This window comes from Bradyrhizobium sp. 187 (assembly GCF_023101005.1).
Taxonomy (GTDB): domain Bacteria; phylum Pseudomonadota; class Alphaproteobacteria; order Rhizobiales; family Xanthobacteraceae; genus Bradyrhizobium; species Bradyrhizobium canariense_D.
In genome coordinates, this window is record NZ_CP064693.1 from 5,002,482 (window position 1) to 5,020,662 (window position 18,181).

At 64.5% G+C, this 18,181-nt stretch carries 17 protein-coding genes; 8 read left to right on the top strand and 9 right to left on the bottom strand.

Annotated features, from left to right (window positions below):
* Window positions 1-274 precede the first annotated feature (274 nt).
* The 3 genes from IVB19_RS24280 (at window position 275) to IVB19_RS24290 (ending at window position 3,408) form a co-directional block, all read left to right on the top strand.
* A complete protein-coding gene (locus tag IVB19_RS24280; RefSeq protein ID WP_247368192.1) occupies window positions 275-1,246 on the top strand; it encodes a flagellar biosynthetic protein FliO in 972 nt (323 codons plus the stop codon).
* Window positions 1,243-2,004, top strand: a complete 762-nt coding sequence (gene fliP / locus IVB19_RS24285) for a flagellar type III secretion system pore protein FliP (protein ID WP_026233171.1) — start codon at window positions 1,243-1,245, stop codon at window positions 2,002-2,004. The genes IVB19_RS24280 and fliP overlap by 4 nt, the downstream gene beginning before the upstream one ends.
* A gap of 198 nt (window positions 2,005-2,202) precedes the next feature.
* Window positions 2,203-3,408, top strand: coding sequence for a multidrug effflux MFS transporter (locus IVB19_RS24290; protein ID WP_247368195.1), 1,206 nt, complete (start codon window positions 2,203-2,205; stop codon window positions 3,406-3,408).
* A 277-nt stretch (window positions 3,409-3,685) separates the two neighbouring features.
* Here IVB19_RS24290 and IVB19_RS24295 read toward each other — a convergent pair whose 3' ends face one another.
* The 5 genes from IVB19_RS24295 to fliL all read right to left on the bottom strand — a co-directional run bounded on the left by IVB19_RS24295 (window position 3,686) and on the right by fliL (window position 10,468).
* Entirely contained in the window at window positions 3,686-7,471 is a 3,786-nt protein-coding gene (locus IVB19_RS24295) for a tetratricopeptide repeat protein (RefSeq protein WP_247819899.1), read from the bottom strand.
* A gap of 63 nt (window positions 7,472-7,534) precedes the next feature.
* Complete coding sequence (locus IVB19_RS24300) at window positions 7,535-8,293, bottom strand: MotE family protein (RefSeq protein WP_247819900.1); 759 nt, start codon at window positions 8,291-8,293, stop codon at window positions 7,535-7,537.
* 9 nt (window positions 8,294-8,302) lie between these two features.
* Window positions 8,303-8,749, bottom strand: coding sequence for a DUF6468 domain-containing protein (locus IVB19_RS24305; RefSeq protein WP_026233172.1), 447 nt, complete (start codon window positions 8,747-8,749; stop codon window positions 8,303-8,305).
* Entirely contained in the window at window positions 8,746-9,948 is a 1,203-nt protein-coding gene (fliM, locus tag IVB19_RS24310) for a flagellar motor switch protein FliM (RefSeq protein WP_018456420.1), read from the bottom strand. The genes IVB19_RS24305 and fliM overlap by 4 nt, the downstream gene beginning before the upstream one ends.
* Before the next feature lie 19 nt (window positions 9,949-9,967).
* On the bottom strand, window positions 9,968-10,468 hold the full coding sequence (gene fliL, locus IVB19_RS24315; protein WP_018456421.1) for a flagellar basal body-associated protein FliL: 501 nt from the start codon (window positions 10,466-10,468) through the stop codon (window positions 9,968-9,970).
* Window positions 10,469-10,847: 379 nt separating this feature from the next.
* Between fliL and flgF the strand changes: the two genes are divergently transcribed.
* From flgF to flgH, 4 genes are read left to right on the top strand one after another with little or no spacing between them, the layout of a single operon-like run.
* Entirely contained in the window at window positions 10,848-11,609 is a 762-nt protein-coding gene (flgF, locus tag IVB19_RS24320) for a flagellar basal-body rod protein FlgF (protein ID WP_018456422.1), read from the top strand.
* 16 nt (window positions 11,610-11,625) lie between these two features.
* Window positions 11,626-12,414: a flagellar basal-body rod protein FlgG gene (gene flgG / locus IVB19_RS24325; RefSeq protein ID WP_007602131.1), complete on the top strand. Its 789-nt coding sequence runs from the start codon at window positions 11,626-11,628 to the stop codon at window positions 12,412-12,414.
* Window positions 12,415-12,424: 10 nt separating this feature from the next.
* The gene (flgA, locus tag IVB19_RS24330; protein ID WP_026233173.1) at window positions 12,425-13,564 is read left to right on the top strand and encodes a flagellar basal body P-ring formation chaperone FlgA; all 1,140 of its coding nucleotides are present in this window, start codon (window positions 12,425-12,427) and stop codon (window positions 13,562-13,564) included.
* Window positions 13,565-13,567: 3 nt separating this feature from the next.
* The gene (gene flgH, locus IVB19_RS24335; protein WP_018456424.1) at window positions 13,568-14,335 is read left to right on the top strand and encodes a flagellar basal body L-ring protein FlgH; all 768 of its coding nucleotides are present in this window, start codon (window positions 13,568-13,570) and stop codon (window positions 14,333-14,335) included.
* A 292-nt stretch (window positions 14,336-14,627) separates the two neighbouring features.
* On the opposite strand, the gene IVB19_RS24340 is transcribed toward flgH, so the two are convergent.
* The 3 genes from IVB19_RS24340 to IVB19_RS24350 form a co-directional block, all read right to left on the bottom strand.
* Window positions 14,628-15,407, bottom strand: a complete 780-nt coding sequence (locus tag IVB19_RS24340; protein ID WP_018456425.1) for a 2-keto-4-pentenoate hydratase — start codon at window positions 15,405-15,407, stop codon at window positions 14,628-14,630.
* A 517-nt stretch (window positions 15,408-15,924) separates the two neighbouring features.
* Window positions 15,925-16,290 carry an RNA polymerase-binding protein DksA gene (gene dksA, locus IVB19_RS24345; protein WP_018456426.1) on the bottom strand — a complete coding sequence of 122 codons (366 nt, stop codon included), beginning with the start codon at window positions 16,288-16,290 and terminating at the stop codon, window positions 15,925-15,927.
* A gap of 215 nt (window positions 16,291-16,505) precedes the next feature.
* Entirely contained in the window at window positions 16,506-17,117 is a 612-nt protein-coding gene (locus IVB19_RS24350; protein ID WP_018456427.1) for an NAD(P)-dependent oxidoreductase, read from the bottom strand.
* 147 nt (window positions 17,118-17,264) lie between these two features.
* On the opposite strand from IVB19_RS24350, the gene IVB19_RS24355 reads away from it, so the two are divergent.
* Window positions 17,265-17,636: a winged helix-turn-helix transcriptional regulator gene (locus tag IVB19_RS24355; RefSeq protein ID WP_026233175.1), complete on the top strand. Its 372-nt coding sequence runs from the start codon at window positions 17,265-17,267 to the stop codon at window positions 17,634-17,636.
* A 5-nt stretch (window positions 17,637-17,641) separates the two neighbouring features.
* Here IVB19_RS24355 and IVB19_RS24360 read toward each other — a convergent pair whose 3' ends face one another.
* Complete coding sequence (locus IVB19_RS24360; protein ID WP_018456429.1) at window positions 17,642-18,055, bottom strand: flagellar assembly protein FliX; 414 nt, start codon at window positions 18,053-18,055, stop codon at window positions 17,642-17,644.
* Between the last annotated feature and the right edge of the window lie 126 nt (window positions 18,056-18,181).

The window sequence follows — 18,181 nt, forward strand, 5'->3', positions numbered from 1 at the left end:
GTTAAGGAGGTCGCAGGCAGTTGTCCCCCGGCGGGACACCACTGCGCGTGCCCCGTGATTCTACGCCTCCAAAAGCGGCATTAACCCAACCGCTTGGCGGCGCATTCACAGGTCAAGAAGTCGTTTTGGATCGAGCGATTCATGGGTTATTAAGAGTTGGGGACGGCAAAACTTGCCGTGGCACGTTAAGAAATCGCAGTTTGGGGCAACGTAAGCCGGTGGTTGGCGCATCTGACCACGGGCCCGAGAAAAGCGCCATTTGTCGGGGACAAGTATGCAAGGCAGCCCTATCACCTTCATCGTCGCGTTCATCGTCGTTCTGGCGTTGATCGGCGTCGCTGCATGGCTGGTTCGCCGATTCGCCACCAGCCGGCTCGGCGCCAACACCCAGCGCGGCCGGATGCCCCGGCTCGCCGTGATCGATGCCGCCGCGGTCGACGGCCGCCGCCGCCTGGTGCTGGTCCGGCGTGACAATGTCGAGCATCTTCTGATGATCGGCGGCCCCACCGACATCGTCGTCGAACCCAACATCGTGCGCGCAGCCCCCGGCCGCGACCAGCTCCCGCAGCGTCCCAATGCCGCCGAGCCGCCGCGTCTCGCGCCGATGCATGATACCAGCAGCTGGGCCGACGAAGCACCGCGGCCCGAGCTGCTCGATCATCCCGAGCCGCACATGCCCGAGCCGCCACCGCGGCCCGCGCGCCCCTCCTTTGCCGACGAAGTGCGCCGGCCGGCTCCCGCGCTGGCCGAACGCCGCAACGAGCCGCCACTGGCCGGCTTCAACCCCGAGCCGATCGCGCCGCGCCCCGAGCGCGAGCTGCGTCCCGAACCTGTTCCGCCGCGCGTTGCGCGCAACGAACCCCCTCTGATGCCGCGTCCGCCGCGCCAGAGCGAGCCGGTTAAGGCGCCTCCGGTGCGCGCCGAGCGCCCAGCCGCGCCACCTCCGCCTGTGCCGCAGGCTCCGCCCGTTCCGCCGCCGGCGCCCGCTCCGGCGGCCCCATCGAGCGCCGAGCAGAATCTCGCCGAGATGGCGCAGCGGCTCGAAGCTGCGCTGCGCCGCCCCGCCGGCGAGACGCTTGCCCCTCCGGTCGCCCCGGAGCCCCCTGCCGCTCCTCCGCGTGTGGCCCGCAGCGAGCCGCCGGCACCACCGGCGCCTGCCGCAAAGCCGGCTCCGGAAAAGACCAGCTTTGAAAATCTCGAAGACGAGATGGCCTCGTTACTCGGCCGTCCGAAGCCGTCTTCGTGAGGCTGCCGGCCCTCCCGCGTAGAGTTTTTCTTCTTTCTGTCCTGATCGGCGCGGCTTCGCTCGCGATGCCGGCACATGCGCAGGACATCAGCATCAATCTCGGCGGCGGAGGCGCTGGCGGTGGCGGCGTCACCGAGCGCGCGATCCAGCTGATCGCGCTGCTCACGGTGCTGTCGATCGCCCCGTCGATCCTGATCATGATGACGTCGTTCACGCGCATCGTGGTCGTGCTGTCGCTGCTGCGCACCGCAATGGGCACCGCGACCGCCCCGCCGAACTCGGTGATCATCGCGCTAGCGATGTTCCTCACCTTCTTCGTGATGGGACCCGTCCTGCAAAAATCCTACGACGAAGGCATCCGTCCGCTGGTCGCCAATCAGCTCGGCGTCGAGGACGCGCTCCAGCGCGCCTCCGTCCCCCTGCGCGGCTTCATGCAGAAGAACGTCCGCGAGAAGGACCTCAAGCTGTTCCTGGATCTCTCCGGCGAGCCGCCGCCGGCAACCCCCGACGATCTAGGCTTACGCATCCTCGTCCCCGCCTTCATGATCTCGGAGCTGAAGCGCGCCTTCGAGATCGGCTTTCTGCTGTTCCTTCCCTTCCTGATCATCGACCTCGTCGTCGCGTCCGTGCTGATGTCGATGGGCATGATGATGCTGCCGCCGGCAACGATCTCGCTGCCGTTCAAGCTGATCTTCTTCGTGCTGGTCGACGGCTGGTCGCTGGTGGCAGGCAGTCTGGTGCAGAGTTACGGGGGGTAGCGGTCCTGGGCAGCGGTCAGCGACCCCATCCTCTCTAGCCCGATGCTTGTAGGCGTGCACTTGAGCTTACCAGCGCAAGACGGAAGCCTGCCATCGTCAGCGCGTTCGGCGGCTCGTGACATATCGGAAATATGCTCAGGTTGCGCATTCAATGGGTCATTGATATGATGGTCATCATCCCTAGATCCGAAGCGGCTTATGACCAGCAACATCGAAAACCATCTACTCGCTCGGGTCGTGCCGCTTGGTCTTCAGGTCGCCGTTCTTGCTGCGTTGTCTGCGAGTGGCACGTTGGCCACCAACATTCTGTTGCCTTCGCTACCGAGTATCGCCGTCGCGGTGGGCGTCACCAGCGCTCAGGTAACGTCAGCTATCACCATATTCCTCGCCATGTTCGCGGTCGGACAACTCGTTGTCGGTCCGTTATCGGATCGTTTCGGCCGGCGCATACCCGTGATGATCGGGTTTGCTGTATTTTTCGCAGGTAGCATATGGTGCGCGTTAGCCAATGATTTGGCGGCACTATTGATTGGTCGCGTTGTGCAGGCCGGTGGCGCATGTGCCACGTCTGTCCTTTCGCGAGCTATCGCAAGAGATCTTTTCCAGGGCGAAAAGCTAGCGCGCGTGCTCACCTTTGTTATGGTTGCGATGGCAGCGGCGCCTGGATTCTCGCCCCTGGTCGGTGGCGCGCTGGATCATTTTTTTGGCTGGCGTTCAGCATTTGTGTTCGTCGGAATCTTCGCCGTCGTCGCCGCTTCAGCATTTCTTGCGGCTTTCGGAGAAACGCACCACGCGCCACGCGCCGAATTCAATTCCTCGACGATTGCCAAGAATTACTGGTCGCTATCGACTGACCGCCGTTTCCTGGTTCCTGCCGCAACTGTTAGCCTCATCTTAGGTGCGCTGTTTGCAATGTTTTCGGCGTTGCCGCGTGTCTTGATAGAAGGCCTCGACTTCACACCCATGCAACTCGGCCTGTTCTTCGCAGGCACTGTCATGATCGTCTTTAGCGCTGGCATTATCGCTACAAAAATTGTTCCGCACCTTGGTCTCGACCGATCGATTTGCATCGGCCTCGCGCTGGCCTGTGTCGGTGGCGGCATGGTGTTGCTATTCGCGCTTTTCGACGGGCGCTTTTTGCCATTTCTTGTCGGCGCATGCGTATTCCTGCTAGGCATGGGCATGGTCAATCCGCTCTGCAGCGCGCAAGCTCTTTCGCCATTCGGCGATCGCGCCGGTGCTGCCTCGGCCCTGTTGGGTTTCTGGCAGATGTTGGCCGCGGCGCTGGGCGTATCGCTTGCGGCGGTGATCGCAAGGAACCCCATGATCGGGCTTGGTCTTGTGCTAGTGCTTGCCTCGAGCTTGGGCTCGGCAATTTATCAGGTGCGGGTAAAGCTCAATTAAGCCCGTTAACGTCGCTTGCTGGCCTTAGCGGCTTCCCCTGTTTCCACGCCCTACGATCGGTTCAGGGGGCATATGTTTCTTACAAGGGACCTGGAGCCCTCAGCCGACTAGCAAAGGCAAACGGGCCATGTCCGGTCTCAAAGACTGAATGGACAAGGCCTAGGTCCTCGCGGACTGATCGGGTTGATGAGTACGCGGGCGATAGTCTTCGGCCCTGCCCGTCACTCGAGAGCTGGCTCACGGGTACCTGTCGCGAGGCCAAGAAGGAGCGGCGATCCTACCGCGTCATCTTGATCTGGCGCACGACGGGGATCGTGGGCAGCGAGCCGGTGTGATCGGACTCGTCCTTGGCCTGTGGAGAGGCCGGCGCGCGGGCGGTGGCGTCGGGAAAGCGCTGCTTCATCTCGCGCAGGAAGCCGTCGAGCGTGTCGACGCTGGCAGCCAGCTTGGCGATATCGGCAAATTCGGCGCTGGAGGCGCCGGTCGGTTTGCTCGCGATATCGAAGGCGAGCCGATCGGCGCTCTCGCTCATCAGCGGCGCATATTTCTCGCGGAAGCGCGACATGCCGATCGAGTCGTCGGCGAGCGCATAACCGACGGCGGCGCGGATGATGTCGCTTCTCTCTACCGCGTTGAGCGGCTTGAAGTCACGGAAGCGCTCGCCGTAATAGAGCTCGATCTGCTCGGCGGATTCACGCCAGCGCCGCGCCGCCCAGAAGATATCCGAGCGCAGGCGCAGCACCTCGCGGCCTGTAACGTTGGAGACGATATCGAGCGCAAGATCGTGGCGGCCGACGTCGCTCTGTGCACGCGCCTCCAGCAGCAGGCGTTGCTGCCTGAGCTCGCCTGAGAGGTCGCTGATCCGGCTCGCGCGCAACGCCGTGATCGCCATGTCGGGTCTGCGATTGGCGAGATAGATCATGGAGAGGCGCGCGGCGACCTGCGCACGCGCCGCGCCTTCGAGGCGATGGTCGACCTGGTATTGCAGGAGCTCGGCGGCCTGGTCGAGCAGATCGATCGAGGCGAGACGGTCGGCGAGGCGTCGGATCAGTTCGTCGCCGCGGCGGCCGATCGGCGTCAGCTCACGGAACTCGTAGAACATCCCGAGCGATTCGATCGGCGGCAGCTCGTCGCCCTTGGGTCCCAGGAAGAGCTGCGTAAACAGGTCGGAGGCGAGGTCTTGCGCCTGGCGCGAGGCTTCCGCGTTCGGCTGCAGCTTTGTCGCGGTGCGCGCCGCGGTGAGCGCGTCCCGGTAGCGTCCGTTCTCTGCAAACATCTGCGACAGCATCTGCAGCGTCTTGACCTCAATCGAGTCGCCGCGCCAGGTCATCGCGAGCGTTTCGAGCTCGCGCAACGCGTCTTCCTTGCCGATCTCGTCGCGCTTCTGCCGCAGCGCGACCTCGAGCTGCTTGGCCTCGGCCGCAGCCGGCCGATCGGACGAGCCGACGGCGAACTTGTAGTCGTCGAGCGCGTCCTTGTCGTGGCCGAGCGCCTCGGCAAGCCGGCCGCGCAGCACGGCAAAGCCGGGCGCGGCCTCGGGCGAGACGCCGACCACCTCGAGCTCGCTGCGGCGCTTGGAGGCGCCGGCATAGTCCTTCACCTCGAGCGAAGCGCGCATCGCCTCCATCGTCACGATGCGCTGGATGTCGAGCGGTAGCGAGGCGATGGCGAATTCGACGTTCTTGAACTTCTCGCGCGCGTCCGCCCATTTGCCTTGGCGCGCATAGGCGAGCGCTTTCCAGAGCTGGGAATCGTGGCTGTTGCCGATCACGGGGTTGGCGAGGTCCTTCAGGCCCTGCGCCGGCCGACCGATCAGGATGCTCGCGATCGCATGCATCATCAGCGCACCGCTCTCCTCCTTGTTGAGAGGATCGGCGAGCATCAATTCGGTGATGGCCTTCGCCTCGTGATACATCGCGCGCGACATGTAGAATTGCGCGAGGTCGAGCCGCGGCAGGGAACGCATCGCCGGTTCGAGGTTGGCGATCGCCGTGATCAGCTCGTTCTGGCGCACTATGAAATTTTCCGACTGGCCCTTGCGCCAGCCTTCGGGGCTGAAAACCGGCCGCACTGCGGTCGGCGCACGCTCGGCCGAGATGTCGACCGGCGACAGCGTCAGCCCGCCCTTCTTGCCGAGGATGACCTTGTCGGCCCCGACCTCGACGCCGACCTCGTCGGAATTCGGCCGGATCGCGATGCCATGTGCGGATTCCAGCAGCGCGAGATCAACGAGGTCCTGCCGCTTGATGAAGCCGCGCACCGGCCGCTGCGCGGTGATGACATAGAGCGTGTCGCCGGCATCGGGATCAGTGAGCTTGTGCAGGAGCCCCGGATTGGCGAAGGGGATCGCGATGTTGGCAAGCGCCGGGTCGGTGATGTTGCGCGAGATCATCAGCGGCAGCGGCGTCGCCTGGATCTTGTCGGCGAGGGTCAAGAGCCAGTTGGTCTGTTTGCCGACCTCCTCGCTCGACAGCGAATAGACCAGCGGCCGGGTGAGACGGATGCGCACCGCCTGTCCCTTCTCGAGCGGGACGCGGCCGACCTCGCCGATCATCGCACCGCCCTTGGTACGGATCGCCTCGACGTCGATGGGCTTTGCGGTATCGAACACCAGCCAGACGGTGTCGCCGCGGCGGAACGCCGCCGCAGGCGTTGCGACCTGAAGCGGGAAGGTCACGCGCAGGCCGTCGCTGTCGCGGCGGACATCGACGCTGGCACCAGTCGGCTGCGGCGCGGCGGGCGCCTCCGCCGGCGCGGCCTTGACGGCCTCCTTGACTGGCTCTTTGGCAGCTTCCTTCACGACCTCTTGAGGCGCTTCGACCATGACCGGCTTGGCAGGCACGACCGCGGCTTCCGCCGCAGGAGGCGCAGGCTTCGACATTTCCTTGGGCGCTTCCTTGGGCGCTTGCGCAGCGGGCGCGGCTTCGGATGCAGGAGCCGGCACCGATTTCGGCGCTTCAGCGGGCGGCATGGCGGCGGGCGCTTCCGGCTTCACCTCGGGCTTGGCATCGATCCTGGCTTCGCGCGCGATCGTCTCGGACGTCGGCGGCGCGATCTCGCGATGCGCGTCCTTGGGCTTCTCGGCCGCCGGCTTTTCAGGCGCAGGCGCCGGTCCATGAGCGGCGGGCTTGGCCTGCGCGATCGCAGCTTCCGCCGACGTGGCCATCTTGCCCTTGTCCGGCTGGAAGGAGATGTCGACGACGTAGTTCTTCTCGTCGCGGAACGAATGCACGTCGGAATCGCCGATCAGCGCGATCTCGACACTGGTCTGGTCGATGTCGGCCTTCTGCTTGATCGAGGCGACGTTCGGCGGCGCTGCGACGACCGCGTCCGCCAGATCGAAATTCAGGTTGGCGTTGAAGGCGAGCGTGAGCTTCTGTTCATTGAGCACGGAGGATACGCCGACGCCATCCGGCATCTCGAACACGAAGCGGACGAAGGTCGGCTGCACCGAGGCGCGCACGCGGATCTGCGGGCGCTTCTTGCTCTCCGCCGCGGCGCGCTGGGCGCGCAACGCGCGTTCGGCGACGCGCGCGCGCTCGGCGAGTTCCTTGACGACGTCCATCGGCAGGCCTGGCGGCGGCCCCTTCCAACCCTCCGGCAAGAGGTCGATAAAGGTGCGTTCGCCGGCATTCATGGTGTTGACGGTAACGCGCCGCGCCAGCGACAGGCGGATGGCGCCGCCATCGGGATCGCGGCGGGCGGAGTTGACGTAGTCGGGCGCGCCTTCCGGGACGCGATCGACGGGAACGTCGACCGCCCGGTCGAAACGGATGACGAGAATGGAGCCGGCCGTCGTCACCTCTGACGGAACGTCCTCTCCGAGCTTGATTACGAGCCGGGCAAAGCCGCCGCTGGCCGAGAAAGTCGCCTCGCCCCTGACGGCATCGGCCGCCCGGACAGGCGCCGTGAAGCCGATCAGCAGGCTGGCTGCCAGCAGCGGCGCCGCGCGGACATGACGCGACAGCCTCCGCGCCAGGGCGCGGGCTCGCGACACAAATCCAGCGGCAGCGTCTCGCGCCATTGGCGGCATTACTTCCGGTTCGACGGTCCACGCCGGCATTGCTGCCGGCCCCTGCCCCAGACTGTAGATTTTGGCAATTAAGGACTTCTTAAGTATGAGCCCTCAATTCGGCTTTTGCGTCGGCTTGCCGTCGATCTTGGGCAGCTCGCCGGCCGAGGCGGACTGATCGCCGCCGCCATTGGCCCTGCGGGCCATCTCGACCGTCAGCCGCTCGGCGGCCTCCGGGGACATCAATCCCATGATGTCCGACATTTTTCGCGGCGCGATCTGCGAGGCGATCTCGATCAGCACGCCCATCTCGAGCCGGTCAAAGACCCGCGCGGCGTCCTTGGGCTTCATGCCCTCATACATGGTGACGAGGCCCTTCATGCGCTGGGCTTCGGCGGCCTTCTGCTCGGCCTGCGTCGCGAAGATACGGGTTTCTACCGCCTTCATCTCCTCGACCTTGTTTTCGATGCGCTTCTCGGCGGATTTCAACAGGCTCTCGCGGATGTCGATCTCGCGCTGGCGGGCCTCGATCTCCTGGCGACGCGACTGCAGGCGTTCCAGGATCGCGCGCTCCGAGGCGGAGATCTGCGGCTGGGCTTCCTCCTTGACCGCGGCGCCATCGGACTTGGTGTCGGGTGCGGCCGGCTTCGGCGCCTCCTTCGGCGCACCATGGGTCGAGCCCGTGATATCGGGATCCTCGCGGCTGGCCGGGAAGTTCAGATTCTCCTGCGCCCACGACTTCTTGGTCTGGCTCGGCTTATAGTCGAAGACATAGCCGCCGTTGATCACAAGACCCGTGACCTTCAGCGTGGCCAGGCCAGCGACGGCAACCAGCACGATCGGAATGACGCGGATGTTGCGAAAAGACTTCATACCCTGACTTTATGCCGCAAGACCGTTGGATCGTCGGCGCTCGGAGAAGGCTTCGGCCGCAGCCGCCACCGCCTTCGCCGATGAAGGCTTGGCTGCGGGCGCGGCGACCGTTTCCGGGTTCGTCACGGGGCGCGCAGCGATTGCGATCTTGGACAGGCGCCGCACCACGTTGTCGGCTTCGCCGAGCTGCTTGTAGAGCTGCTCGGACATCTGGGTCGCCGCCGCAAGCTGGCTGCCGAGGTTCTCGTTGACGTCGCGCACGGCGAGCTTCAGCCCGCCGATCGCGCGCTCGGCGATCTCGGTTGCGGTGATCAGCTCGCCGATGACCGCCTTCAGCGAATGCTCGTCCGCCTTCAGCCGCGTCAGTCGCTTGTTGAGCGTGACGCAGTAGACGATGGTCAGCATCAGCAGGATAGCCACCAGCGTCTCGATCGCCATTCCCAGGGAGTGGTTCATGGGGCCTCCATCATCTTGTTCTGCTCGTCGACCTTTTCGAACATCGCAAGTGTCGTACTTGGCTTGCGCAAGGGTTTCGTCACCCGTATCGCGACGCGGTCGCCGACCCGGCCCATGCGTCCTTCGGTGATGGTGACGTCGCCGCAGCGAACGGTGACGCTGGCATCCGCGCGCATGTCCAGCGGCAGCGTGTCCCCGACCTTCAGCCGCATCAGTTGCTTGAGCGGAATGTCGGCTTCGTAGAGCACGGCGTCGACGGAGATCTCGGCCTGGACGATCTCGGTGGCGAAGTGGCCTTCCCAGATCTGGTCGCGGCCGAACTTTTCGCCCATGAACATCTGGAGCAGGACGCCCCGGATCGGCTCGATGGTCGCGTAAGGCAGCAACAGCTCGATGTTGCCGCCGCGATCTTCCATGTCGATGCGCAGCCGCACCAGGATCGCTGCGTTGGCAGGACGGCTGATCGCGGCGAAACGCGGGTTGGTCTCGAGCCGGTCGATGGTGAAGGTCACCGGCGACAGCGGCCGGAACGCCTGTTCGGCATCGGCCATGACGACTTCGACCAGCCGCTTGACCAACTCTGTCTCGATCGTGGTGTAGGGCCGGCCCTCGATGCGCAGCTGGCTCGAGCCGCGGCGGCCGCCGAGCAGCACGTCGATCATCGAGTAGATCAGGCTGGAATCGACCACGGCCATGCCGAAATTGTCCCACTCTTCGGCCTTGAAGACGGTGAGGACGGCGGGCAGCGGGATCGAGTTCATATAGTCGCCGAAGCGCACCGAGGTGATGCGGTCGAGCGAGACTTCGACGTTGTCGGAGGTGAAATTGCGTAAGGACGTCGTCAGCAACCGCACCAGGCGGTCGAAGACGATTTCGAGCATCGGCAGACGCTCGTAGGAGACCATCGCCGAATCGATGATGGCGCGAATGCCGGAATGGTCGTCGAGCGTGACGTCGCCGACCGCGAATCCGAGGAGGTTGTCGATCTCCTCCTGCGACAGCACGCGTTCGCCGGAATTCTTGCCGGCGCCGAGATCGCGGCTGCCATCCTCGACCATGGCCGCCCATTGCAGGGCCATGGTCTCGGATAGTTCGTTTTCGGCAGCAGCCTTCGCGGCCTCAGCGGGATCCTCGGAATCGAGCGAGGCCTCCCATTGGGCGGCAATTGCATCCTGGTCTGGTTGGTCGGTGCCTGCCATGATCCCTAGCCCGTCATGCTCACTGGATCACGACTTCCTTGAACAGCACCGCGCTGACCTGGACCGGAGCGACCGCGGCGTTGACGCGCTTGGTCAGCTCTTCCTTGAGGCGGAAGATGCCGGCGGAACCGTTGAGGTCGGAGGAGCGCAGCTCACGCGCATAGGTCTGGAAGATGTCGGTGATGCGCGGCATCGTCGGCTTGATCGCCTCGACCTGCTTCTCTTCCTTCAGCTCCAGCACGATCTTGAGCTTCAGATATTGCACGCGCTCGCCCGGCGCGCCGGCGAGGTTGACCATGATGTCGGGAACCTCGACGAAAGACGGCGGCTTCGGCGGAGGCGCCGCCTCGGCGTGATGCTCGTCGTCGCCGTGACGGAAAAAGAAGAACCAGGTCGCGGCGCCGCCGCCGAGAACGGCGAGCAGGCCCACCACCATGATCATCAGCTTGAACTTGTTCTTGGGCGGAGCGGCTTCCGCGCCGTCGGCGGCTGCGCCGCCTTCCGCTTCATTCTCTGCCATGATCGCCGCGCTCGCTCATCTCTCAAAGGGGTCGAAAGAGCGAAGCTCCTCGCAGACAGTGACGCGATACAAATGCCCCAGCGCAGTGCTCCTCTTACCCGCAAACGCTACGGTAATAATGGTTAACGGAACCTTTCGATTGGGCCTTCGCTAGGAAAAATCTGCCGGGCAAACATGGCTAACAGACCCTTTCTGCCGCCTCCCCGCATCCTCGAAAAACAGATAAGGTATTGAAAGTACATAATTTTCCCGCCTGGCACGAGTTTCGCTGAGAAAGGACCGAGACCCAAGGTTTGGGAGAACCCGAGGTCTCGTTCACGGGATCGGCCAATGCGCTTGGGAGAGCGAGCTGGCAGATCTCACTCAGGGGAGATTTCCGATGCAGAACGCGCTTCTGATCGGCTTGTCACGACAGATGACGTTGGAACGGCAGATGGATGTCATCGCCAACAACGTCGCCAACGCCAACACCAACGGCTTCAAGGCCGATCATTCGCTGTTCGAGGAGTACCTCAACTCGAACGCGCGTGAGGACAATTTCGTCGGCTCCGACCGCCGGGTCTCCTATGTGCAGGACCGCGGCACCTTCCGCGACGTCGGCCAGGGGCCGATGGAGCCGACCAAGAATCCGCTCGACATGGCGATCAGCGGCAACGCCTATTTCGCCGTGCAGGCCAATGGCGCCGAGCGCTACACCCGCGACGGCAAATTCTCGCTCAACAGCACCGGCCAGCTCGTCACCTTCGACGGCAACCTCGTGCTGGGCACCGCCGGCCCGATCACCTTCCAGCCGACCGACCACGACATCAACGTCGCGCCGGACGGCACCGTCACGGTGCTCGAGGGCACGGCCAAGAACGATTCGATCCGCGGCAAGATCCGCATGGCCTCGTTCGACGATCCGGCCAAGCTGACCAAACTGGGCGCCAACCTTTATGACATCGGCTCCGCGGTCCCGCAGGCCGACACCAAGTCGACCGTGCAGCAGGGCTATGTCGAGAAGTCGAATGTGAACTCGGTCGGTGAGATGAGCCGCATGGTCGAAGTCATGCGCAGCTACACCGCCATCGCCAACCTGCTCCAGCAGCAGAGTGACATGCACAAGTCGGCGATCGAGAAGCTCGCCGACGTTCCGGCCTGATTGAGGGAGAACTGACATGCAGGCGCTTCACACCGCAGCAACCGGAATGGCGGCACAGGAACTCAACGTTCAGGTGATCTCCAACAACATCGCCAACCTGCGCACCACCGGCTTCAAGAAGCAGACCGCGGCGTTCCAGGATCTGATTTACGAACACGTCCGCCGCGTCGGCGCCCAGTCGTCCGACCAGGGCACCATCCTGCCGGTCGGCGTCGACATCGGCGGCGGCGTCAAGACCGTCGGCACGCCGCGCAGCATGACCCAGGGCACGCTGTCGCAGACCGGCAACGACCTCGACATGGCCATCACGGGCGAAGGCTTCTTCAAGATCCTGATGCCCGACGGCAGCTACCAGTACACCCGCGACGGCACCTTCCAGATGGACAATCAGGGGCGCATCGTCACGGCGCAGGGCAACCCGGTGCAACCGACGATCACGATCCCCAACAACGCCTCGGGCCTCACCATCAACGTGCAGGGCCAGGTCTCGGTGACGCTGCCGGGTTCCTCGACCTCGGCCGTCCAGGGCCAGATCGGCCTGACCCGATTCATCAACAAGGCGGGCCTCCAGCCGGTCGGCAACAATCAGTTCACCGAGACGCCTTCCTCCGGCCCGCCGCAGGACGGCACCGCGAGCTCCGAAGGTTTCGGCAACATCACCCAGAGCAGCCTCGAGCAGGCCAATGTCGACGTCGTCTCGGAGATGAGCGACCTGATCGCCGCCCAGCGCGCCTACGAGATGAACGCCAAGGTGATCAGCGCCGCCGACCAGATGATGCAGTCGACCACGGCGTTGTTCCGCTGAGGTGATGACGATGATGCGCACCACCCTCGCCACGATCTCCGCTCTCCTCGTGCTGGCGCTGCCCGCACGGGCCGCCGACGACTTCATCGCGACGCCGACGCTGCGCGCGAGCATCACCGTGACCTCGGACGTGGTGCGGGTCGGCGATCTCATCGACAATGCCGGCTCGGCCGCGCTGATCCCGGTCTACCGCTCGCCCGATCTCGGCACCACCGGTGCGCTGCCGGTCGCCCACGTGCTGGCGGTGTTGCGCGCAAAGCAGGTGATCGGCGTGATGACCGGCGACATCAAGGAGGTCCAGGTCACCCGTCTCGCCCGCACGCTCGTGAACAAGGACCTCGAGACCGCGGTCGCCTCGGCGCTCGAGCGCCGCTTTGGACTTGGCGATGCCGCCAACATCACCGTCACGTTCGACCGCGGCATCGCCGACATGCGGTTGGATGCCTCCAACACCGGCGTGCTGCAGCCGGTGGCAACCCGCTACGACGCCCGCAGCGGGCGTTTCGACATCGCCTTCGAGATCAACAACGACAACAATCCGGCACCGACCAAGCTGCGTTTCACCGGCACCGCGATCGAAACGGTGGAAGTGGCCGTGCTGACGCGCGACATCGACCGCGTCGATCTCCTGAAGGCCTCCGACGTCGCTATGGAGCGGCGGCCGAAGGCCGAGGTCACCGGTGAGGCCGCCTCGCGCGACCGCACGCTCGGCATGCAGCTCCGCCGGCCGATGCGGGCGGGGACGCCGATCCGCGTCGCCGACATCGTCAAGCCCGACTTCGTGCAGCGCGACCAGAACGTCACCGTCATCTACCAGGTTCCCGGAATCTATCTCACCACGCGCGGCAAGGCGATCGAGAGCGGCGCCGAGGGCGATACCATCAGCGTGCTCAACCTGCAGACCAAGCGCACGCTGAGCGGCGTCGTCACCGGCCGCGGCCAGGTGACGGTCCAGGGCGCCAGCCAGGCCGCGCCGATGCCGGCTGCGGTCGAGCAGACCTCCTCGCTCAAGCGCGACGAGGCGCCCGCCCCCGTCGATACCGCAGCCCTCGTCCGGAATCTGGTCCAGACCCCGGCATCCCCGGCCCAGATCGCGCAAGCCCAGATCCCGCAAGTTCGCGTCTCGCAAGCTCCAGCCAAGTCAGAGTAAGTCATGTCCACGTTCAGTTCGGCTTTTCGTCCCCGTCGCATCGCGATCTCTGCCCTGCTGCTGGCGACGTGCGCGCTGGCGAGCGGCTGCTCCTCGATCGACCGTCTGTCGCAGATCGGCGAGCAGCCGAAATTGTCGGCGATCGACAATCCGACGACGCAGCCCGGCTACAAGCCGGTGCAGATGCCGATGCCGAAGCCTGAGGTCGCCTCCTACAATCCGAACTCGCTGTGGCGCAGCGGCAGCCGGGCCTTCTTCAAGGACCAGCGCGCCCATCAGGTCGGCGACATCCTGACGGTGGCCGTGAACATCACCGACAAGGCGAATATCGAAAACGACACCCAGCGCAGCCGCACCAATAAGGAAGATTCCGGTATCACCGACTTCATCGGCGCCAAGACATTGGGGGCCCAAGCGCAGAAGGTGTTGCCCGGCCGCATCCTCACCGCCGACTCGACCGCGTCCAGCGAGGGCAAAGGAAGCGTGGACCGCAAGGAAGCGTTGCAGACCAACGTCGCGGCGGTCGTCACCCAGGTCCTGCCGAACGGCAACCTCGTGGTCGAGGGCAAGCAGGAGATCCGCGTCAACTACGAAATCCGCGAACTCATCGTCGCCGGCATCGTCCGTCCCGAAGACATCCAGAGCGACAACACCATCGATTCCACCAAGATCGCGCAGGCCCGCATCGCCTACGGCGGCCGCGGCCAGATCATGGACGTGCAGCAACCGCGCTACGGCCAGCAAGTCATGGACGTGCTGCTGCCCTTCTAGCTTCTCCCGAGCTCCCACATCGTGTTCGCGAACCTAGGCGCGGACGACGATGTACGACGCGGCCCTCGCTAGCTCCCCTGGCGAGGGCCGCATGTATTTTGGCGATGGCTGCATACAGCGCTCAGCGACGCGCGATTGTAGCGACGCCGCTATCCCCTCGCCGCCCCCTCGACTGTCATCGCCCGCGAAGGCGGGCGATCCAGTATTTCGAGACGTCAGCGATGAACCGAGAAGCCGCGGCGTACTGGATTCCCCGCCTTCGCGGGGAATGACGACGCGGTGCCCGCAGAGCCTACGTAAACTCCGCCTCCACCACGCCCAGCCCGTCCAGCTCCATCCGCACCTTGTCGCCGGCCTTCAGCCACAGCGTCTTGACCAGGCTCCCCGTCAGCACGAGCTGTCCCGCGTGAAGGCCCTTGCCCTCGGCGGCGAGATGGTTGGCGAGCCAGGCGAGTGCGTTGTGGGGATGGCCGAGCACGTCGGCGCCGGTGCCGTGGCTGACCTCTTCACCGTTGACGATGGCGCGGCCTTTGACGGCCTTCAGGTCCGGCACCGACGAGCGCGGCACGATCTCGCCCAACACGCAGCCGGCGGCGAAGAAATCGTCGGCGATCAACGTCGGCGCGCCCATCGTTTCCCACTTCACATAGCGGTCGTCGACGATCTCGATCGCGGGATGATAGGCCTCGACGGCTTCGCCGACCCATTCGGCCGTGAACGGCGCCTCGCCGGCGGCGAGATTGCGCTTCAGCCGCACCGCGATCTCGCATTCGACGCCGACGCGGACATAGTCGGCAGCCGCGAGCTGCACGCCGCTGTCGTGCACGCCTTTCTGGAACACGCCGCCGCCGCATGGGTGTGGAATCCCGATGTAATCCTGCATCACCTGGCTGGTGCAGCCGATCTTGTAACCGACCAGCGGGCCGGCATGCGGCAGCAGCAGATCGTGCAGCGCCCGCTGGACCTGATAGCCCTCGGCTTCATCGGCCGGAGGAACTTCGAGCGCCGCGAGCGGCGCATGGTTGCGGCGCGCCAGCGCGATCGCCTTTGCGGCTGCGAGAATTCTGTCCATCAGCGCCGACTCCTACACACCACAATCGAGGGCGGCACTTCAGCATCCCCGCCGGGGCGTGACAAGCGCAGGGCGCCGCGCGGCAGCACGTCATGACAGCCCAAGCTGGATGAGCTGCGGACGCTGATCGTCCACATCATGGCAAGCCTCACGGGCGGCGCCGGCGTTTAAGGAAATATTGAGCTGGTCCGGGCTTTATGGGGATGCACGCCTTGTAGCGTCGCAACAGGCCTGATTGCAGCAATGTGTGAAGCTGCTGGATCAGCGCCTCAGCATTCGAGTCGATGTCCTTGATGCGACTCGCAAAACCTGTCGCACCTGAAGTGAAGGCTGTTTCTCATCCGAACTCACGTGAGCTCGGAGGAGTTGAGTCTAGCTCATTGATTGCGATTCACTTTTCGCGATTGCGCCCGCGCGCCGAAACGCGCGCGCAAGCGACAAGCAAAATGCTGATCACGGCGCGAAAAGGCGCACCTTGCGTTCAAAAAACAAAGAGCCGCATTGCTGCGGCTCGGCTCTATTCGTCGCGATAGACCTTCTCGCGTTTCTCGTGGCGCTCCTGCGCCTCCACCGAAAGCGTCGCGATGGGACGGGCCTCGAGCCGCTTCAACGAGATCGGCTCGCCGGTGTCCTCGCAATAGCCGTAGGTGTTGTCCTCGATACGCTGGAGCGCGGCGTCGATCTTGGCGATCAACTTGCGCTGGCGGTCGCGGGCACGGAGTTCGATAGCGCGGTCGGTTTCGGACGATGCCCGATCGGCGAGATCGGGGTGGTTCACATTCTCCTCCTGCAGGGCTTGCAGGGTGAGCTTGGACTCTTTGAGGATCTCATCCTTCCAGGCGAGGAGCTTCAGGCGGAAGTACTCCTTCTGCCTCTCGTTCATGAAAGGCTCTTTTTCGGTCGGTCGGTAGTTTTTCAACTTTTCCAATTGCGGCCTATCTGTCTAAGCAACGACTCGTACACGGAACGGGGTCCGCTGAGCGGGGCGTTATATAGCGGCCTCCTGTGACAGACAATGTTTCCCTGATCGCCCGACCGGCGCCCCCAAGCCCTTGCACAGGAAGGTTTATCCTGGAGGGCCCGGGAGCGGCCGACGGCCTAGTAGCCGACCGTGAAACGCTGCCTCTCATGGGCCGGCCGCTCGATCTCGTCGGCGAGCGCGATGGCGTAATCCGCGAAGCTGATCCAGCTCTTCCCGTTCGCATCTGCGAGAAGCTGATCCGTCCCAAGCCGGAATTTGCCGGTGCGCTCTCCCTCGATGAACAGGGCCGACGGCGAGATGAAGGTCCAGTTCAGCTCCTTTTCCTGCCGCAGCAGGTCGAGAAAGGCTGAACCCGCCTCCGCCTCAGCCTTGTACTGAGCCGGAAAACCGGGAGTTGTCACCAGCTTGACGCCCGGAGCGACCTCCAGACTGCCGGCCCCGCCGACGACGAGGTAACGGCCGACCTTGGAGTCCTTGGCCGCGCCGATCAGCTTGAGCGCGTCGCTGGCCAGGAAGTGCACGGAACTCACGGCGACGTCGTGCCCGGCCCACAGCTTGGCAAGCGCTGGCTGGTCAAGCACATCCCCCTTGGTCGGCGTGACGTTCGGCAGGACCGAGATCTTCTCCGGGTTGCGGGCGATCGCCGTAACCGCGTGGCCGCGGCGGGACAGTTCCTTGGTGATCTCCGACCCGGCCCGGCCCGAGGCGCCGGCAACTGCGATTTTCATGGAAGGCTCCTTTGCTTCTGTAGTAACCAACGGTGACTAGATATCGCAAAGAGCGCTGGTGTTAAGAGAGCACTTTGTGCTTACCTGATTACGCAGGAGTAACCGGCGGCGGCCGGCAATGAGCGAATGGATCGTGAGGACCCGACGATGAAGCCAGACGTCTATGCAGCGAACTGCCCCACGCGACAGATCCTCGACCGCGTCGGTGACAAATGGGCGGTGCTGATCCTGCTGCTGCTGCGCGAGGATCCGATGCGCTTCAATCAATTGCGCCGCACGATCGAAGGCATTTCGCAGAAGATGCTGAGCCAGGTTCTCAAGTCGCTCGAGCGCGACGGATTGATCAAGCGTCACGCCATCGCAACCGTGCCGGTGACCGTGGAATATTCGATCACGCAGCTCGGCGTGACGCTCGCCGCCGCCGTCGATCCGCTGCGCGATTGGGCCGAACAGAATCTAAAGGACGTGCTCGCCGCCCAGCGCCGCTATGACGCGCAGTTGAAGGATGAAGCGGCGTAAAGACGCTACGCCTGCCCGGCCTTGGCGAGCTCGACCTCGACGCGCAGCTCGATCTCGGACAGCACCGAATCCAGGCCGGAATCGCCGGAGGACGATTTAAGGTTCGTCGCAGCGTCACGCAGCCGCATCACGGTCGAGGCATCAAGCTTGCCGGAGAGGAGCCCCATCTTGAGATCGTCGAGCACGTCGAGCGCGGTCTTTCCGCGCACGACCGAGCGCTTGCGACGTTCGACCGGATCCTCCTCGATGCCTTGCAGCGCCAGCAGCCCGTCGATGTTGGCGGCCGCCTTCGGTGCGGCGGCGCCTCGCGTCTCCGGCGCCGACGAGGTGTCGGGTAGCACGAAGGTGCTGGAGCTCGTCCGCCTGGCCTGGCTGGCCGGCGTTCCAAGCGTGGTGCCGTTCGGTCCGTAGATGCGCATCGGAAGCAATCCGGGTGATCGATGCGCCACATTCGCCGTTTTATGGTTAACGGCCCGTAAACAGCCCGGCAAAATCTGCCGACAGGCGGCAGTTTCGCTCCTCAGGGACAACGCAGGCTGAGGTCG